This is a genomic window from Rhodococcus sp. BH4 (genome assembly GCF_002079265.1).
Classification (GTDB): Bacteria; Actinomycetota; Actinomycetes; order Mycobacteriales; family Mycobacteriaceae; genus Rhodococcus_F; species Rhodococcus_F qingshengii.
Map to the genome: position 1 here is coordinate 5,445,002 of NZ_CP014941.1, position 16,877 is coordinate 5,461,878.

Sequence of the window (16,877 nt, forward strand, 5' to 3'; positions counted from 1 at the left end):
AGGCAGAACCTATAGCAAGCTTCAGACGGTGCGCAGTTCCCGCTTCAGTAGCTTGCCGCTCTGGTTGCGCGGAAGCTCGGCCACGAAACGGACATGCTTGGGCACCTTGAACGGAGCGATTCGCTCCTTGACGTGGGCAATCAACGCCTCGGGCGTCAACGCGTCGTTGCCGTCCTTGAGCACGACGATCGCGGTGACGGCCTCGATCCACTTCTCGTCGGGCGTACCGATCACGGCAACTTCTGCCACGGCGGGGTGCGTGTAGACCGCATCTTCGACCTCGCGTGACGCCACCAGGATGCCGCCGGTGTTGATGACGTCCTTGATCCGGTCGACGACCGTGATGAACCCTTCTTCGTCCCGCACGACCAGATCGCCCGAATGGAACCAGCCGTCACGGAAGGCCTCGGCGGTGGCTTCCGGATTCTCCCAGTAGCCGTTGCACAGCTGCGGTGAGCGGTAGAGAACCTCGCCGGACTCACCGTCGGCAACATCGTTTCCGTCGGCGTCGACGACGCGGGTTTCGACGAAGAACACCGCGCGACCACAGGAAGACGGGCGATCAGCATGCTCGCTGGGCTGGAGAACTGTTGCCAGTGGGCCGATTTCGGACTGACCGAAGCAGTTGTAGAAACCGATGTCCGGGTAGCGCTCGCGCAGACGATTGAGCACGGTGACCGGCATGATCGAGGCGCCGTACTGCGCCTTCTTCAGCGAAGACAGATCGCGGGTCTCGAGGTCCGGATGGTTGGCCAGCGGTACCCACACGGTCGGCGCCAGGAACAGCGATCCGATCTTTTCGGCTTCGACGCGGCGCAGGATTTCCGGGATGTCCGGCGCCTGCATCAGACTGACCGTCGCGCCGACGGACAGGTACGGCAGCATGAAGACGTGCATGCCCGCGGAGTGGTACATCGGCATGCAGATCAGCGGGTTGTCGTTCTTGTCGAGGCCGAGCGCGATCACCGAGGACACGTACTCGTGAACCAGTGCACCGTGAGACATCATGGCGCCCTTGGGCTTCGAGGTGGTGCCAGAGGTGTACAGGAGTTGCGCCAGATCGGTCGACGTCGCACGCGGTTCGAAGACCGGCACCTCGCCCGCCTCACCGATCGTGACCACGGACAGTTCCGCGTCCCGCAGTGCGATCACGTGATCGAGATCGAGGTCGGAGCGTACCGAGTCGAGCGTCGGCGCCAATGCCGGATCCACCAACACCGCGCGGGCGCCTGACTGCGCCACGAGGTACCGGAGTTCCTCCCCCTTCAGTGCGTAATTGACCGGAACATGCACCAAACCTGCTCGTGCACAGGCAAGAAATCCGATTGCATAGGCGTCGGAGTTGGTTCCGTATGCCGCGACGCGGTCGCCGTGTTCGAGCCCCAGACCGAGCAAGTATGCGGCGACCCGCGTCACCGCGTCGTCGAGTTCGCGGTAGGTGCGAGTGCGATCTTCGAATACGACGGCTACACGGTCGGGGTACTTGGCTGCCGAGCGCCGAAGCACTCCGTCGACAGTGTTGGTGCGTGGATCCAGGCTCATGCGCCTCAGGTTATAGGACGTCCAACTAAACCGGAAGAGCGATCGTTACTTATTGCGCCATTCGGGCTTTCGCTTGTCCACAAAGGCCTGCATACCTTCCTGAGCGTCGCAGGTCACGGCGTTGGTTGCCATCGTTTCCGCCATCGCCTCGTACGCCTGCGCTTGCGGCAGATCGATCTGGCGATAGAACGCCTGCTTACCGATCTTCACCGTCAAGGGGCTGGCCGTCGTGATCTTGGCGGCCAGTTCGCGCACCTCTCGGTCCAGGTCTTCGGGCGCGACGACGAAGTTCACCAGACCCCAGTCCGCAGCGGTGTCGGCGTCGATCGTCTGCCCGGTGAGCAACATCTGCATCGAGCGCTTGCGCCCTACTGCCCTGCTCAGCGCCACCATGGGCGTCGAGCAGAACAGTCCGATCTTGACGCCCGGCGTGCCGAAGACAGCATTCGACGCAGCAACAACCAGATCACACGACGCGGCCAGTTGGCAGCCCGCCGCGATAGCCGGGCCCTGTACTGCGGCAATCACCGGCTGCGGAATCCGCTGTACGGTCTCCATCATCTCGGTACAGCCGTCGAAGATCGCCCGCTCGTCCTCGAGGGTTCTCCCGATCATCTCCGTCAGATCGTGTCCGGCGGAGAACACCGGGCCTTCGGCGCGCACGATCACGACCCGCACGCGCTCGTCTACAGACAATTCGACAAGGGCAGCCGTCACCTCACGCATGGTCTCCGCCGAGAGCGGATTGCGCCGCGCCGGCCGATCGAGCGTCAGGAAACCGAGTCCCACCGATTCCTCGACGGAAATCTTCACTGCAGTGTCTTCTACCTGTGTCTGCGACATGTGTTCTCTCTACCAATCGAATCCGTCCCGGTCAACGAGACGAAAAGGGCATCCACTCGCACCGCGTCGATACGGTCCGGTCAATACTTCGCCACTACGAGGAGTGCCCATGAGCACCGATGCCGCCGTCACCACTGATCTCGAAGAGATTCTGCGCGCTCAGCAGGAAGCAACTCGAGCCGCTGGTCTTCCGTCCGCGCAGACACGACGCGAGCGCATTCAACGCGTCGTCGATCTCCTGGTGGCAAACCACAAGGATCTGACCGAGGCGATCAACGAAGACTTCGGCGGCCGAATCCCGGCCTACTCGGTGATGAATGACGTTCTCGGGTCGATGGTTTCACTCAAGCACGTCCGTGATTCGCTCGAAGAGTGGATGATTCGCTCACCGAGAGCTACCGGAGCGATGCAGGACCAGTTGGGTGCCACGGCGTACGTGTCGTACCAGCCGAAGGGTTCGATCGGCATCATCGGAACCTGGAATGCTCCCCTGTTCACTCTCCTGAGCCCGCTCGCCTGCGCCCTCGGAGCAGGAAATCGCGCCGTTCTCAAACCGTCGGAGATCGTGCCCAATACTGCGGCCGTCCTGGCCGAGGCGGCGCGTCGAACTCTCGACCCCGTGGAGGTCGCGGTGGTGACCGGCGGCCCGGAAGTCGCTGATCTGCTGACGTCGCTGCCTTTCGACCACCTCGTCTTCACCGGCAGCACGACCGTCGGAAAGCTGGTCATGGCCAATGCTGCGAAGAACCTGGTGCCGGTCACCCTCGAACTCGGCGGCAAGTCACCGAGCGTCTTGAGCCGCAGTGCCGATATCAGCTCTGCTGCTTCGCGTTTGGCTATCGCGAAGTCCACCAACGCCGGTCAACTCTGTGTCTCTCCCGATCTGATCTACGTTCCGCGCGAGAACACGGAAGCATTCATCGACGCGTTCACCGACCAGTTCACGGGACTGTTTCCCACGATTGCCGACAACAAAGACATGGTCTCGATAGTCAGCGATCGTCACCTCGCACGCATCGAGGGGTACATCGCGGACGCCGAAGAACGTGGGGCACGAATCATCACCGTTCCCGACGAAGAACTCTCCGCAGACACTCGTCGTCGCCCACTGCGAATCGTGGTCGACCCTCCGACCGACGCGCAGATCATGAAGGAGGAGATCTTCGGGCCGGCCGTCGTCGTCTTGCCGTACGACCAACTCGACAACGTCGTCGCCGACATCAATTCACGACCGAAACCGTTGGCGTTGTACTACTTCGGAACCGATCTGGACGAGAAGGAATCCGTACTCGAACGCACCGTCTCGGGCGGCGTCACCATCAACGACGCGATGTCTCACCCCGGGCTGAGCGACGCACCCTTCGGCGGCGTCGGGGCTTCGGGCATCGGGCACTACCACGGCCGTGAGGGTTTCCTGGAGTTCAGTCACGCGCGAACGGTATTCGAAGCAGCGCAGCATGACCCACGCGGTGAATGGGGAATGCTCCCGCCGTACGGTGAGGGTTTCGAGCAGATGATGTTGGCTCAGGTAACGCCCTAGGGCCTCCGGCCCCGTGCGCCTTTTTGGTAGTTCGCGCTACCGGAAAGGCGCACCGGCAAGGCCGCGGCTGAGGAACTCCACCAGCTGACCCGGTTCGGTATCCACCGACTCGATCAGTTGGATCAACTCCTTCTTGTCTTCTACCGCAAGCGGTTCGATGCCACCGAACGTGCGCATCGTGGACCCGGCCGGAAGAACACGAGCACACACGAGTGTGCCTGGCTCGAGGTTCAGCGAGCCCCACTCGTCCGTGACCTTCACCAGATGGCCGTTGCGGACGTCGCTGAGGGTCACCAACTGTCCCGGCTCCGTCGAGGCGACCTTGTACACCGAGCGCGGAATCGACAACCACTGATCGGCCAGTTCGCGTTCGTCGGCAGGCAGCAGTTCTCCGCGGCGCTCGACAAAAGCTGCGAAAATACCCGCATCGAACAAGGCAGCGTCGACGGCCAAACCACCTTCGACGGCCAGCGTCAGTGCTTCTTCGCTGTTGAACTGCTCTGCACGGATGAGCGCAAGATCGAACACGGCGTCGAAGTACTCCGGCGTGCGCGAGAACAACTGAGCCTTGACGTAGAGCCAGCTGGCCCGGTCGTCGAACGTCACCTCGGACTTACCGAGATGGCAAACCTTGAACTTTCGACCGGAACCGCACCAGCACTTGTCATTTCGTCCGAGTTCGGGGTGCTCGGCCGGGGCGTAGCGCTGAAGAACCTCGTGCAGAACCTCGGACTCGCCACCCTCGATTCGGCCCAGCAAAGCCAGCGCGCGCGTCACATCGCTTCGATCGGCGGCCAGTAGCGCCAGATCGAAGATCGCGGGAGTCCAGTCGGGATCGAGATCGTGCGCTGATTCGTACGACGCCTCAGCGGCCAGGATCTTGCCGAGACGATCCGAAGCCTTGCCCGCCAGCCAGTGCGCTGCCGGCTTGACACGACGCGACCCTTTCTCGGCGAGAGCAGTTGCAACAGAATGCAATACGGAATCATGATCGTCGAGTTCGGACAACAGCTCCAACGCTGCCGCAGCCGCGGGCGGCTCGGCGAGGCCGGCGAAGGCCTGCGGATCCTCCTTGATCTGCTTGCGCGCCCAGTCCGAGACATCCTCGACGCCTTCGGCTTTCGCGGCCATGACCACATCGACGAAGGCGATCACCGACGCGGCTTCTTCGGGGTGCAGATTCTCGCGGACCTCGAGCATGCGGGCCCGGTTCGCCAGGTGGTATGCCTCGAAATCAAATCCGTCGACCGCAACGTAGTCACCGTCGCGGACGTAACCTGACGCCTCGAGCATCTCGCCCAGCGGGGCGGTCGGCTGACGGAACAGCGACGGCTCGTCGAGCATCAACTGCCAGACAATGGCATCGAGGGTGTCAGCACCGATGTCGGCAAGGACCGTCGCCAGGTGCTCGCCGAATCCGGGTGCGGGATCCAGTACCTCGGGGATGGTGCAGAGCGTCAGCTCACGGTCAGCGACGAACAGTCCGATCAAATCGCCCGCAGAACATTCGGCGAGAGTATCGGTGTCGAGGAGAAAACCCTCGTCGTGTGGGAACTCCGGATCTTCGATCCCACGATCAGCCAACAGGTCGTCGTCTATCCCGCGGTGCACGACGCTGATGCCATGAATCTCGTCGTCGTCACGATCGAGGAACACCCGCAGCATCATCAGATCGGGGTTCGCGTCGAGAACGCCGGACTTTATTTCGGCTTCGGTGAGCCGATGGGTCAGCACTCGATGCTCGAACAACGTGTCGAGTGCGGCGTACCGCTCCTCACTCAAGTAGCCGAGCAGTGGGTCCTCGACGTACTCGACGAATTCGGTCATGTCCTCGGCTGTACCGTGGCCGGCATCGGCCAACAGGGTGCCCCAGTCCGCCGCTGTCTGCGTGCCGTGCTCACGCAACAACTCCATCGCGGCTTCGGCGATCAAGTCATTGGCATCCATCGGTTCGTTCACCTATCCAACTTTAACGGGGTCGACTCGATACATCGTCACCGGTCATCGGTCGAGTGATCGGCGCCTCCACGCAACTCGCGCACCAGTTCTTCGGCCTCGAGATCTTCGGAAGCGAGAACTTCGAGTACCCTCGCAGCCTGCGATTCCGTTGCCATGACCACAACACCCACCGCAAACGCGCCAGTGGGGGCCGTCAGGACCCGAGCACTGATCACATCACCTGGCTTGCCTTCGACCGAGTGAGCAACCGTGACGGTCTCCTTGGACCCACGATCGAGCAGCACGACGCCGGTGTCGGACGTTTCGATCACCTCGTACACCGACCTCCGGATTCCGAGCCACTGTGCGGCTGTCACAACTTCCGCCTCCGGAAGTAGTTCGCTGCGTCTGGCCAAGAATTCGGCAAAGATTCCACCCTCGAACAGAGCGACGTCCAGTGCCGATCCGTCGAAGATCGTGGCCGCGATCAGTTCGTCCTCGGAGAGATTTTCGTTTTCGAGATCGTCGAGCCCGGTCACGATGTCGACGAATTCGGAGGCAAACGCAAACAGGCATGCCTTCTTGTACAGCCACCGACCGTCCGCCTTGACGGATTCATCGGCCTTTCCGAGGTGGCAGACCTTGTATTTGCGGCCGGAACCGCACCAACACTTGTCGTTTCGCCCGAGTTCCGGGTGATCGGCTGGGACGAAGTCCTGCAGTACGGCGTAGAGATTCTCTTCGGTTCCGCCGTCGATCCGCCCGAGCAGTGACAGCGCCCGGGTCGCATCGCCGCGGTCCGACGCGAACTGAGCCAGCTCGAACAAGGCCGGACCCCAACCGGATTCGGCAAGGAGCGCTTTCTCGTAGTGCGCCTCCGCTTCGAGGACGCGCCCCAGCCGATCGACGGCCTTACCGGCGAGCCAATGAGCCGCCGCCCTGACCGACCGTGGCCCTCGCTCGGCCAGTTCGGAGGCAAGCGCTTCGAGGATTGCGTCGGTCACCGGGTCCTGATTCCGAAATCCGAGATCGAACACGGCCACTGCAGCACCCGGATCTGCCAGTGAGACAAAAGAGTCCGGAGCAGCGCTCACATGACGGTGGGCCCAGTCCGCGATATCGAAGTCGGCGATGACCGCGTCGGTGTATCCGCGGTCCGCCAGATCGACAAACGCAACGGCAGAGACTGCCTCGTCGTGGGTCAGGTCGTAGGTACTGGCCACCCAGGCTGTCCGAATCTGCAGGTCGTAGGCGTCGAAGTCGAATCCCCGCCGAGCCAGTAGCTCACGCTCGTGCTCGTAACCTGCCACCTCGAAGATCTCACCCAGCGGCGCAACAGGAACCGTGAAGAGTGACGGATCCTCGATCAGGAGTTGCCAGCACACAGAATCCAGGGCCTCGACTCCGTCCTCCTCGAAGAGTTCGCCGAGCGCCGGAGCAAGATCGGGTTCGTCCTCGATCTCGACCAGACGAAACGCAAGTGTTCCGTCTTCGACAGCCAAGCCGACGAGATCACCGTCGGCGCACTCGCCGAGGGTTCCGGCCGGAAGTACCACAACTCGTCGACTCCGGAAGGGAGCAGCTCCGCGTTCGGAAGCTGCTTCTTCCGCCAGGGCCACCCGGATCGCCCCGTCGTCGTCCCCGAATGCCAAGATCGGTTCCAGGTCGGGGCTCGCGTCAAGGATGTCCGACGCAATTTCGACTTCGCTGAGCCGGTGAGTGAACACGAGCCCTTCGAGGACCGTGTCGAGAGCGACGTACTTTCCGTTGGGCAGGTACCCGAGCATCGGTTCGGACAGGTACTCGAGTACATCGGCCAACTCGGTCGCAGTTCCGTACTCCTCGAGATGGGTCGCCCACTCTTCGAGACTCAGCGGGCCTTGCTCGCGCAGAACAGCCAAAGCAGCGGAGGCAATGGAACCGGCAGCGTCGTCGTCGAAATCAGTCACCCGCCAATGGTAGGCGACCTATTGCAGCCCACTGAGCCCCTCGCCCAGCACGGTCGCACCGAGGATCGTCAGGATGACCGTCATCATCACCGCGTTGTTGGCGGTCATCCATGCCTTCGCGGACGCGAGGATCTCGTCGGCACGCTTGCCGGAGAACACCTTCACCAGGATCGGCGACGCGATGCCGACGCTCGCGATGACCGTGAAGATCACCGCGGCAACAATCTGTTGGGCAACGACATTCGTGGCGACCGCGATAGTGGCCGCACCGGATACCGCCAGCGCTGCATTCTTGGGATTGACCGCCGCGGACAAGAACGCCAACCCGAACGCCTTCCGCGGAGTCAACCCGTCGACGCTCTTCATCCACTTCGGAACTGTCGGCTCACTCCCGTTTCGCGGACGCGCGCGCCACTGCTTGTATGCCAAGCCGAACAGGACAAGACCCAACACGATTCGTACGACGCTCGACCACACCGAAGTCTGCGACGACTGCGACTCCGCAAACGAATAGTCCGCGATCACGATGGTCACCGCGACGACTGCCGAGATTCCGAGGACCCACCCGAGTAGAAAAGATGCCGCCCCTCGATGTGCTCCAGCGGTGATCATGACGAGCACGATCACCGCCATGGGCATCGAGACGAAAAGCAGGCCGAGGGCAATCGGAAGAGACAAACCGATCGCAGCTAGCACCGAAAACCTCCAGTTGAATGCACGATCGACGATCGATTCGAGGTCGAAATCACGACGTCGGAGGCAGCATGACCTCGATGAGATGCGGGCCGGGTTCCGCCAGCGCTGCGGCAAACTGTTCGGCCAACTCCTCCGCTGTGTTCGCCCGCGACGCGGGCACTCCCAACCCCTCGGAGATCTTGACGTAGTCCATGTTCGGAGATGACAGATCCAACATCGACTGTGCGACGACGCCGCCACCTTCTGCGCCGACTCGTTGCAGTTCGCCACGCAGGATGGCGTATGCGCGATTGTTGAGCAGAATCGTCGTGACGTTCAACTGCTCTCGCGCCTGCGTCCACAACGCCGTGATGGTGTACATCGCGCTTCCGTCGGCTTCGAGATTGATCACCGGTCGCTCCGGCGCTGCCACAGCGGCGCCCGTCGCCACCGGGATGCCCTGGCCGATGGCACCTCCGGTGAGCGTGAGCACGTCGTGGCGCGGCGCTCCGGCAAGGGCAATCGGGATCGCCCAACCGGAAGTCGCCGCCTCGTCGGAGATGATGGCGTCGCCTGGCAGCAGGGCGCCGATCACGTCGGCCCAATTTCGAACGTCCAGAGGCCCGCTCGGCAGCGCCGGCCGATTCGCTTCCTGCACAACAGGTTCGACTCCCGGTGCCACGAGTTCGGCCACTGCCTCCAGTGCACCGGCAACATCGTCGCCGACGCTTGCCAGCGTTGTCACCGCAGCACCCTCCGGTGCCAGATCGCTCGGTTTTCCGGGATACGCAAAGAACGAGACCGGCGAAACCGCTCCGGCCAGAACCAGCTGAGTTGTTCCGCGAAGTTGTTCGGTGGCGTGCTCGGCGAAGTATCCCAAGCGCTCGAATGACGGTAGCCCCGCACCTCGTTGAAGCCTGGCTGGAAAAGTCTCGATCAGAATCTGTGCACCGGTCGCGACCGCAATTCGGGAAGCGGCGCGCAGCCCAGCTTCGGAACAGGCTGCGCCGCCCAGCAGTAGCGTGGCGCGACCCTCGGCATTGAGCGCGCCTACCACCGAGTCGATCTGTGTTGCAGAAACTTCCGCCCGCCCCGGTATGTCCCGAGGACCCGCAAGAACTCCACCTTCGCCCCACGAGACGTCGGCAGGGAGGACAAGTGTGGCAATGTGCCCGGGCGGATTCATCGAGGCGGCAACGGCGTCGGCCGCGTCGCTACCGACGGTCGCGGTGGATTCGGAACGTCGACTCCACCCCTCCAACCATTCGGTCAGCGCATCGATGTTCGATTCGAGAGGAGCGTCGAAACCGTGGTGGTAGGTCGCGTGGTCCCCGACGATGTTCACGATCGGTGTGTGGGCGCGGCGCGCGTTGTGAAGGTTCGCCAGTCCGTTCGCCATACCGGGGCCCAGATGGAGCAGCGTCGCGGCAGGCTTTCCGGCGATCCGTGCGTAGCCGTCCGCGGCACCGGTCACGGCGCCCTCGAACAAGCCGAGTACCGCACGCATCTGCGGAACGGAATCGAGTGCGGCGACAAAATGCATCTCGGACGTTCCTGGATTGCCGAAGCACACCTCGACGCCCGAGTCGACCAGGCTTTGGATGAGCGACTGTGCACCGTTCATTTCGATCACCTCTTCTTCATGAAAAGCTGCGAATGCTTCCTGCGCTTCATCGTGAGCAACCGAACTCCCGGTGCGTGCTCCTCGATCCGAACAGTCATCCGTACCTCCGTCGTGGCCGAGAGTCTCGATTCAAGCTACTCGGTCGGGAGTTCAGCGTTCGTAGCCCTTGCGCATATCGTCGACGATGCGTGGCCGGTCGAGCGTCGAGGGTTCCAACTCCCGCCTCGGGCGATCGCGAGGAAACACCGAGGCCGACGCCAGCGTCGGCTCGTCGAGGAACCGCAGGTTCGGCACATCAGCGGGCAGACGAAGGTCGGGTGGAGTGGATCCCGCTTGCGCGAGCACATATCCCCAGTCACCGAAGCTCGGCACGAAAACGTGATAGGGCGAGACGCTCAGTCCGACAGCCGATACCGTCGACACCGTTCTCCAGTACGCATCCGGTGTCGAGTACGGGCTGCCGGACTGGACGACCATCAGCCCGCCCGGATTCATCGCGGCAGCGGCAAGTCCGTAGAACTCCATCGAATACAAGCGGCCAAGTGCGGGGGTGTCAGGATCCGGGAGGTCGACGATCACCGCATCGAAACCCGGTTCCGGACGCTCTCGCAGCCACCGAAACGCGTCGTCGAGTACGACGTCCACCCGTGGATCCTCGAGCGCTCCCTCGTTCAGATCACGAAGACGCGTGTTGGCCAACTCGATGACTGCCGGATCGAGTTCCACTTGAACGATCTGCTCGACGCTGTTCATTCGCAGCACTTCCCGTGCAGCGAGGCCGTCACCGCCGCCCAGAATCAGCACGCGCCGGGGGTCGTTCACCAGGGCCGGATACACCAGCGACTCCGTGTACCGATGCTCGTCGACACTGGAGAACTGCAGGTCTCCGTCGAGGAACAGGCGCACGTCGTTCCCCCGCTCGGTGACGACGATTTCCTGGTACACCGATCGCTCGGCGGCCACCACGGGATCGGTGTAGAGCCGCTGCCTCGACGTGGTCTCGATGTCCGACGCTGCGATCAGCAACCATCCGATCAAACTTGCTGCCAACAGCATTGCGACGACGGCGATCGATCGTGCGCGCAGGCTGAGCTGCCACCGAAGGAGTATCAGCGCGACCACTGCCGCAGCCACGAGATTGATCATGCCGGTGAGTGCGGCACCGCGAATCATTCCCGCCCACGGCAACAGTACGAACGGCCACAGCAGACCACCGATCAATGCGCCGAGGTAGTCGGCGGCATTGAGGTTGGCCAGTACCTTTCCGGTGCTCTGTGCGTCGTTGTCGCTGCGACCGGACTGCAAGAGCGTCATCAGCAGAGGCACTTCGGCACCGACGAGGATGCCGATCAGCGCGGTCGCCGCCACCAGAACTGCTGCGCTGGAACCGAAGAACGTGAAGGTCACGTACAGCGTGACGGCACTGAATCCGCCGATCAGCCCGAGCAGTATCTCGACCGTCACGAACGAAACGGCAGCGTGTCCCAGCAGAGGTTTGGCGGCCAGCGCTCCGATACCCAGAGCCGCAACAAATCCCGCGACAATCAACGACGTCTGGGTGATGCCGCCGCCGGTCAGACTCACGCTGAGTGTCAACAGGGCCAGCTCGTAGATCAGGCCACACGCAGCGCACGCCGCAACAGCCGCAAGGAGAAGGACGCGTGCGCGCGGGCCGAGCATCGTCGAACGCTCGTCAACTGTCACATCGGGATCAGCGGCAACCATCAGGTGAGCGCTGCGGCGTTCACCAAACCGATGGACAGCAAGCTCACACCCACAGCCCACGCGGCGCCACACATCTTCGGATCCTGCACCAGCGCAACCAACTTGCCGGGAAGGAATGCGTTCATCAATCGCAGCGCGATCGCTTGCAACACGATCGCGAACAGTCCGTACACCGCGGAGTCGGCGAGTCCCTGAGCAAAGCCGTCCGAACTGGTCAGGATTGCCGTCACCACGATGATCGCCAGCGCAAGATGATTGGAGGCCAACAGAATCGCAGCGTTCGGGTTCTTGTCGACGTAAACCTGGTGGCGGAGATTTCCGGGTGTCATGAGGTCGAGGACCAGGAATCCCGTCGCCAGAACCGCTGCACCGACGACGAAGTAGGCGAGGGTGCCGAGAACGCCCCCGACGAGCAATGCCGGATCCACCGTCCCGATCTCGACGGAAGTGGATGCAAAGATGTTCGTCACGCCGTTCTCCTTCTCATTGAGCATTACCGTCATTTGGCACTACCCGAGCCGCCGCTGCCACTGCTTCCACCCGCCGGGGATCCCGGGTTGAAGCCCGGTCCCAGGTACGCGTATCCGCCGCTGCGATACGTGCCGTCGATGTCCTCTACCTTGATGGTGCTGCCACCGCCCGAAGCCGAACTGACAGTGACGATGTCGTCGTCGTAGCGCAGGTATTCGTTGCCGCCGTCAGCACTTCGCGCCGCTGGTTCGTCCGCGTCGACAATCCGTGAGACGGTCGTGCCCACTGGATCTTTCGACGAGTACAACACGACGTCGCCATCCTGGGACGTCTTGGAATAGTTGTCCGCGATGAAGTCTTTGGCTCCACCACCGCACGCCGACAAGACAATTGCGGCCGCCAGCATCACCGGAGCCAACCACGTCCGCCCCCTCACGGCTGCCACCTGCTGCGTGTCTTCACGATCACTCCTGTCCCCTCCCCCGGGTACAAATGCCAACTCTGCCAACTCCACCCCTGGCGGTCTCGCACGCCATACAAAGCGGTCAAAGCCGTGTCGTCACCGGGAAAGGATCCGCAGATCCAACCGTCGTGGCCGGCGGACTCTTTCAACGACGCAGCTTCCGAGTCGAATTCGACCCGGTCCATCACCAGTGAGGAAGACTCGAACCGGTAGTTTTGCGTGGACTCCACTGCGGGCAGTGGTTCACCGCCGACTGCAAGAGCATCGCACGAAACCTGTTCGGTCAGTTTCTTTCCCGACGCCCAGGCCGTCACCACGTGCGAAGCCCCCAGCACTCCGAGGGTCAGCGTCGCGTCGGAAGTTCCGATCACCAACTCGGCGAGGGTCGGTGGCGCAGGAGCTCCCAGTACCAACCCCAGTGCCGAGGCATCCACGTCGGTCGGCTCCACGTCGAGTAGATACAGGCTCATTCCGGGGGGCCCGAGTGGATGACGGTGAGTTCGCTGCGAGTGACCGCCCGTCCCGTGGAAACCTCCCACGACTGTCCGCGCGCCCACTTCTCGAATGCAATCAGGCCGGTCTTGTCGGCGGTCGCATAGTCCGCGTATTCCATCGAGCCGGAAGGGGCCGTACCCGTCGTACCCTCGGCCGTGAACTTCGCCGTTCCACTTTCGATCTTGCGGTGAACCTTGTCGTCGAGAATGACGTCGCCGTTCGGGACCAGGTTGGTTCCTTCTCGACGCATCCAGAGAGTCATCTCCAATTCGCCCTCGTCGTCCTCGACCGTCAACCAACGACGACCGGTCGAACCGTCGAGAAGGTGCTCACGCCAGATGTACCCCTCTTCGTCGAGCGTGATGGTCCCTCGAACAACATGGTCGATACCCGCGTACGTGATGATGTCGCCGACCCCGATCTTGTGGGGGTCGTACACCTCGGGATAGTCGGCGAGCGGGTCGACGCGAGCACTCGGCTTACCCTGGCGTCCACGCAGGACCACAAACACGACGGCAGCGATCACTACGAGTATCAGGACAACTATCAGCACGTTGGTCAACGGTTTCTCCGAAATCGTCTCGGCAGGGTTGCCGCGGGCCATACCCTACCGATCCGTTCTCAGCCTTTTCGGATGAGACTGCCGGCAATCCGGCCTGTCGCCGACCGGACAGGTCTCCAGCGCCGCGGGCAGATCGAAAGACTGCCCCGGCGCACCTTTGCGTTTACGCTCAGCCCGAGGAACTCCGCGCGAACGAAAGCCGGTCGACTGACGATGAGCAAGAACACGGAGCCGTCTGCCCGCACCGTCATGCACACACCACGATTCTGGTTGACACCATTGATAGTGGTCACCCTCTTGATGTCTGCGCTGGCAGCGTTGTACATGGGCGGAATACTCGACCCCAAGAAACACCTGGACCAGTTCCCGATCGCCCTGGTCAACCAGGACGAGGGCGACACCCTCCCCGGTGGCGACCCCGCCGACCGCAAGAACTTCGGAAACGACATCGTCGCCGGCCTCGAAAGCGGAATCGACCACCAGAAGATCGACCTGCAGCAGATCGGTATCGCCGAAGCCCAATCGCGGTTGAACTCCGGCACGCTGTACGGCGCGATCGTGATTCCCAGTGATTTCACGAAGAGGACGATCATCCTGGCGGAGGCCAGCGTCGTCGCCGGTGACGTAGAGCAACCGATCATCACGATCTACACCAATCCTCGCGCCGGTTCCGTCTCGGCATCGCTGGTCCAGTCGATCGGAACCACAGCCCTCGCCTCGGTCAACAAGAACATGGGCGAGCAACTCACCGCCCTTGTCACCGCGCAGTTGGAAGCGGGAGGCACCGGAACCCAGATCTCCGGAGCGAGCCGCCTGCTGCTCGAAAACCCGGTGAACGTACTCACGGTTGCCCACGATCCGCTTCCCGACGGAACCGGATTCGGTTTGGTGGCATTCTATTTCGCGCTGCTGTTGGTCCTTGCGGGATTCACCGGAGCAACCGTGGTCAATTCCTTGGTGGACGGCATGCTCGGATACGCGCCTACCGAATTCGGTCCACTCTTCGTTCAGAACGACGTTGTGGGTATCAACAGGTTTCGAACGCTGCTCGTCAAATGGGCATTCATGATCGTGTTGTCCGGCATAGTCTCCGCGTTGTTCCAGTGGATCAGTCGCGCCCTCGGAATGCCGGTCACTCACGGGCTTGCATTGTGGGAGTACGGCGCGCTGGTCATCACAGCGGTGGGCATCACGGCGATGTCGGTGATGGCCGCGTTCGGCTCGTTGGGCATGTTGATCAACCTGTTCGTGTTCGTCATTCTCGCGCTGCCCTCGTCCGGTGGCACCATCCCCCTCGAAGCCAGCCCCAGGTTGTATGCCTGGCTGGCGCAATTCGAGCCGATGCACCAGATCTACATGGGCACGCGATCGATCCTGTTCTTCGGCGCACGCGGTGAGGCAGGCCTGCTGCATGCCGTCTGGATGACGTTGGTGGGTCTACTGATCGGCGTCGTACTCGGCATCGTGACCACCCGTTTCTACGACCGCAAGGGCTACGAGCGCACCCATCGTCCCAAGGTGGCGTGACATGGTACCCAGCCGGGATTTGATCGAAACCTGTTGAGCCGATTCAATGTGATTGCGCGTTTCGGGAATCTTCGAGCCCCTTCCGCACGTTGTACAACTATGGCTAATTACAAAACAGTCAATCCCGCGACAGGTGAAACCGTCAGGGAATTCGATACTTTGGATGACGCCGGAGTTGAAGCCGCACTTGCGAACACGCATCGCGGCTACTTGACCTGGCGCAACAGTGCGCCACAGCAGCGTGCGGCAGTCCTGAGCAAGACCGCCGAACTGTACACAGAGCGCGCAGACGAACTGGCCCGAATGATCTCCTTGGAGATGGGTAAGCCGGTCCGCGAGGCCAAGGGCGAAGTACAACTCTCGGCCGCGATCTATCAGTGGTATGCAGACCACGGTCCGGCACTGCTCGAGGAAGAACGACTCGACGTTCCCGGGGCCGAGGAGTCGGTTGTGTACCGGCGACCGATCGGCGCTCTCATCGGCGTCATGCCGTGGAACTTCCCGTACTACCAAGTCGCCCGCTTCGCGGCACCGAATCTGATGCTCGGTAACACGATCATTCTCAAGCACGCATCGAACTGTCCGCAGTCGGCGCTGCTGATGGAAGAGATTCTGCGACAAGCCGGATTGCCGGACGACGCCTACGTCAACGTCTTCGCGACCAACGAGCAGATCGCGGACATGATCGCCGATCCCCGAGTTCAAGGTGTGTCACTGACCGGCAGCGAACGCGCCGGAACCAGCGTCGCCGAAACTGCCGGACGCAATCTCAAGAAGGTCGTCCTCGAACTCGGCGGATCAGACGTGTTCATCGTCCTCGATTCCGACGACATGGATGCCACCGTCAAGTCCGCAACCAAGGCACGTCTGTCCAATGCCGGCCAGGCCTGCAACGCGGCCAAGCGTTTCATCGTCACCGAAGATTTCTACGACGACTTCACCAACAAGTTGGCGACGTCCTTCGAATCCGTCACTGCCGGTGACCCGTTGGACGAATCCACAGTCTTGGGTCCGCTCTCTTCGCAGAGCGCGGCAGATACTCTGATCGAGCAGATCGACGACGCTGTGTCCAAGGGTGCCACGCTGCTGACCGGTGGAAAGAAGATCGACGGCCCGGGCGCCTACGTTCAACCGACATTGCTCGCAGACGTGACACCGGACATGCGGGCCTACAGCGAAGAACTGTTCGGACCTGCCGGAGTCGTCTACAAGGTCAAGTCGGCCAGCGAGGCTGTGGAACTTGCCAATTCGTCGGTCTACGGCCTGAGCGGATCCGTCTGGAGCAGCGATCTCGATTCCGCCCGGTCGGTCGCTGCAGATCTCGACGTGGGAATGGCGTTCGTCAACGAGCACGGAACGACGTTGCCCGGTCTGCCCTTCGGCGGAGTCAAGCGCTCCGGAGTCGGCCGCGAGCTCGGTCCGTGGGGAATGGACGAGTTCGTGAACAAGAAGCTGCTCCGCGTCTCGAAGAAGTAGTTCGACACAGAAGTAGTTCGACACAGAAGTAGCGCGACACAGAAGTA

Annotated in this window: 14 protein-coding genes; 3 read left to right on the forward strand and 11 right to left on the reverse strand. The window is 62.2% G+C overall.

The window, feature by feature from the left end:
* Nucleotides 1-21: 21 nt before the first annotated feature.
* Together A0W34_RS25135 and A0W34_RS25140 are read right to left on the reverse strand one after the other, a co-directional pair.
* Nucleotides 22-1,542 carry an acyl-CoA synthetase gene (locus tag A0W34_RS25135; RefSeq protein WP_007729540.1) on the reverse strand — a complete coding sequence of 507 codons (1,521 nt, stop codon included), beginning with the start codon at nt 1,540-1,542 and terminating at the stop codon, nt 22-24.
* A 45-nt stretch (nt 1,543-1,587) separates the two neighbouring features.
* Nucleotides 1,588-2,385, reverse strand: a complete 798-nt coding sequence (locus tag A0W34_RS25140; RefSeq protein ID WP_003939812.1) for an enoyl-CoA hydratase — start codon at nt 2,383-2,385, stop codon at nt 1,588-1,590.
* 109 nt (nt 2,386-2,494) lie between these two features.
* Between A0W34_RS25140 and A0W34_RS25145 the strand changes: the two genes are divergently transcribed.
* Nucleotides 2,495-3,925, forward strand: a complete 1,431-nt coding sequence (locus A0W34_RS25145) for a coniferyl aldehyde dehydrogenase (RefSeq protein WP_007729546.1) — start codon at nt 2,495-2,497, stop codon at nt 3,923-3,925.
* Between the two features lie 36 nt (nt 3,926-3,961).
* Here A0W34_RS25145 and A0W34_RS25150 read toward each other — a convergent pair whose 3' ends face one another.
* From A0W34_RS25150 to A0W34_RS25190, 9 genes are all read right to left on the reverse strand, one after another.
* A complete protein-coding gene (locus A0W34_RS25150; protein WP_232329920.1) occupies nt 3,962-5,884 on the reverse strand; it encodes an SEC-C domain-containing protein in 1,923 nt (640 codons plus the stop codon).
* Between the two features lie 35 nt (nt 5,885-5,919).
* The gene (locus A0W34_RS25155) at nt 5,920-7,812 is read right to left on the reverse strand and encodes an SEC-C domain-containing protein (RefSeq protein WP_081558453.1); all 1,893 of its coding nucleotides are present in this window, start codon (nt 7,810-7,812) and stop codon (nt 5,920-5,922) included.
* 18 nt (nt 7,813-7,830) lie between these two features.
* The gene (locus tag A0W34_RS25160; protein WP_058226676.1) at nt 7,831-8,508 is read right to left on the reverse strand and encodes a GAP family protein; all 678 of its coding nucleotides are present in this window, start codon (nt 8,506-8,508) and stop codon (nt 7,831-7,833) included.
* 49 nt (nt 8,509-8,557) lie between these two features.
* Nucleotides 8,558-10,111: an acetolactate synthase large subunit gene (locus A0W34_RS25165; RefSeq protein WP_232329921.1), complete on the reverse strand. Its 1,554-nt coding sequence runs from the start codon at nt 10,109-10,111 to the stop codon at nt 8,558-8,560.
* Between the two features lie 150 nt (nt 10,112-10,261).
* Nucleotides 10,262-11,836 carry a polyamine aminopropyltransferase gene (locus A0W34_RS25170; protein WP_064114201.1) on the reverse strand — a complete coding sequence of 525 codons (1,575 nt, stop codon included), beginning with the start codon at nt 11,834-11,836 and terminating at the stop codon, nt 10,262-10,264.
* Nucleotides 11,836-12,339: a DUF350 domain-containing protein gene (locus A0W34_RS25175; RefSeq protein ID WP_042448576.1), complete on the reverse strand. Its 504-nt coding sequence runs from the start codon at nt 12,337-12,339 to the stop codon at nt 11,836-11,838. Before A0W34_RS25175 ends, A0W34_RS25170 begins: the two co-directional genes overlap by 1 nt.
* Nucleotides 12,336-12,752 carry a DUF4247 domain-containing protein gene (locus tag A0W34_RS25180; protein WP_037128670.1) on the reverse strand — a complete coding sequence of 139 codons (417 nt, stop codon included), beginning with the start codon at nt 12,750-12,752 and terminating at the stop codon, nt 12,336-12,338. Before A0W34_RS25180 ends, A0W34_RS25175 begins: the two co-directional genes overlap by 4 nt.
* Nucleotides 12,740-13,240: a DUF2617 family protein gene (locus A0W34_RS25185; RefSeq protein ID WP_064687754.1), complete on the reverse strand. Its 501-nt coding sequence runs from the start codon at nt 13,238-13,240 to the stop codon at nt 12,740-12,742. Before A0W34_RS25185 ends, A0W34_RS25180 begins: the two co-directional genes overlap by 13 nt.
* Nucleotides 13,237-13,869, reverse strand: a complete 633-nt coding sequence (locus A0W34_RS25190; RefSeq protein WP_042448586.1) for a DUF4178 domain-containing protein — start codon at nt 13,867-13,869, stop codon at nt 13,237-13,239. The genes A0W34_RS25185 and A0W34_RS25190 overlap by 4 nt, the downstream gene beginning before the upstream one ends.
* A gap of 171 nt (nt 13,870-14,040) precedes the next feature.
* On the opposite strand from A0W34_RS25190, the gene A0W34_RS25195 reads away from it, so the two are divergent.
* Nucleotides 14,041-15,354 (forward strand): YhgE/Pip domain-containing protein, encoded by a 1,314-nt coding sequence (locus A0W34_RS25195; RefSeq protein ID WP_007729572.1) that lies wholly within the window; start codon nt 14,041-14,043, stop codon nt 15,352-15,354.
* Nucleotides 15,355-15,453: 99 nt separating this feature from the next.
* The gene (locus A0W34_RS25200; RefSeq protein ID WP_039973099.1) at nt 15,454-16,830 is read left to right on the forward strand and encodes an NAD-dependent succinate-semialdehyde dehydrogenase; all 1,377 of its coding nucleotides are present in this window, start codon (nt 15,454-15,456) and stop codon (nt 16,828-16,830) included.
* Nucleotides 16,831-16,877 lie beyond the last annotated feature (47 nt).

Excerpts from the sequence above, each read along its gene's own strand:
- A0W34_RS25135 (WP_007729540.1), bottom strand. The coding sequence starts at position 1,542 with ATGAGCCTGGATCCACGCACCAACACTGTCGACGGAGTGCTTCGGCGC.
- A0W34_RS25140 (WP_003939812.1), bottom strand. The coding sequence starts at position 2,385 with ATGTCGCAGACACAGGTAGAAGACACTGCAGTGAAGATTTCCGTCGAG.
- A0W34_RS25145 (WP_007729546.1), top strand. The coding sequence starts at position 2,495 with ATGAGCACCGATGCCGCCGTCACCACTGATCTCGAAGAGATTCTGCGC.
- A0W34_RS25165 (WP_232329921.1), bottom strand. The coding sequence starts at position 10,111 with ATGAACGGTGCACAGTCGCTCATCCAAAGCCTGGTCGACTCGGGCGTC.
- A0W34_RS25170 (WP_064114201.1), bottom strand. The coding sequence starts at position 11,836 with ATGGTTGCCGCTGATCCCGATGTGACAGTTGACGAGCGTTCGACGATG.
- A0W34_RS25175 (WP_042448576.1), bottom strand. The coding sequence starts at position 12,339 with ATGACGGTAATGCTCAATGAGAAGGAGAACGGCGTGACGAACATCTTT.
- A0W34_RS25185 (WP_064687754.1), bottom strand. The coding sequence starts at position 13,240 with ATGAGCCTGTATCTACTCGACGTGGAGCCGACCGACGTGGATGCCTCG.
- A0W34_RS25190 (WP_042448586.1), bottom strand. The coding sequence starts at position 13,869 with ATGGCCCGCGGCAACCCTGCCGAGACGATTTCGGAGAAACCGTTGACC.
- A0W34_RS25195 (WP_007729572.1), top strand. The coding sequence starts at position 14,041 with ATGAGCAAGAACACGGAGCCGTCTGCCCGCACCGTCATGCACACACCA.
- A0W34_RS25200 (WP_039973099.1), top strand. The coding sequence starts at position 15,454 with ATGGCTAATTACAAAACAGTCAATCCCGCGACAGGTGAAACCGTCAGG.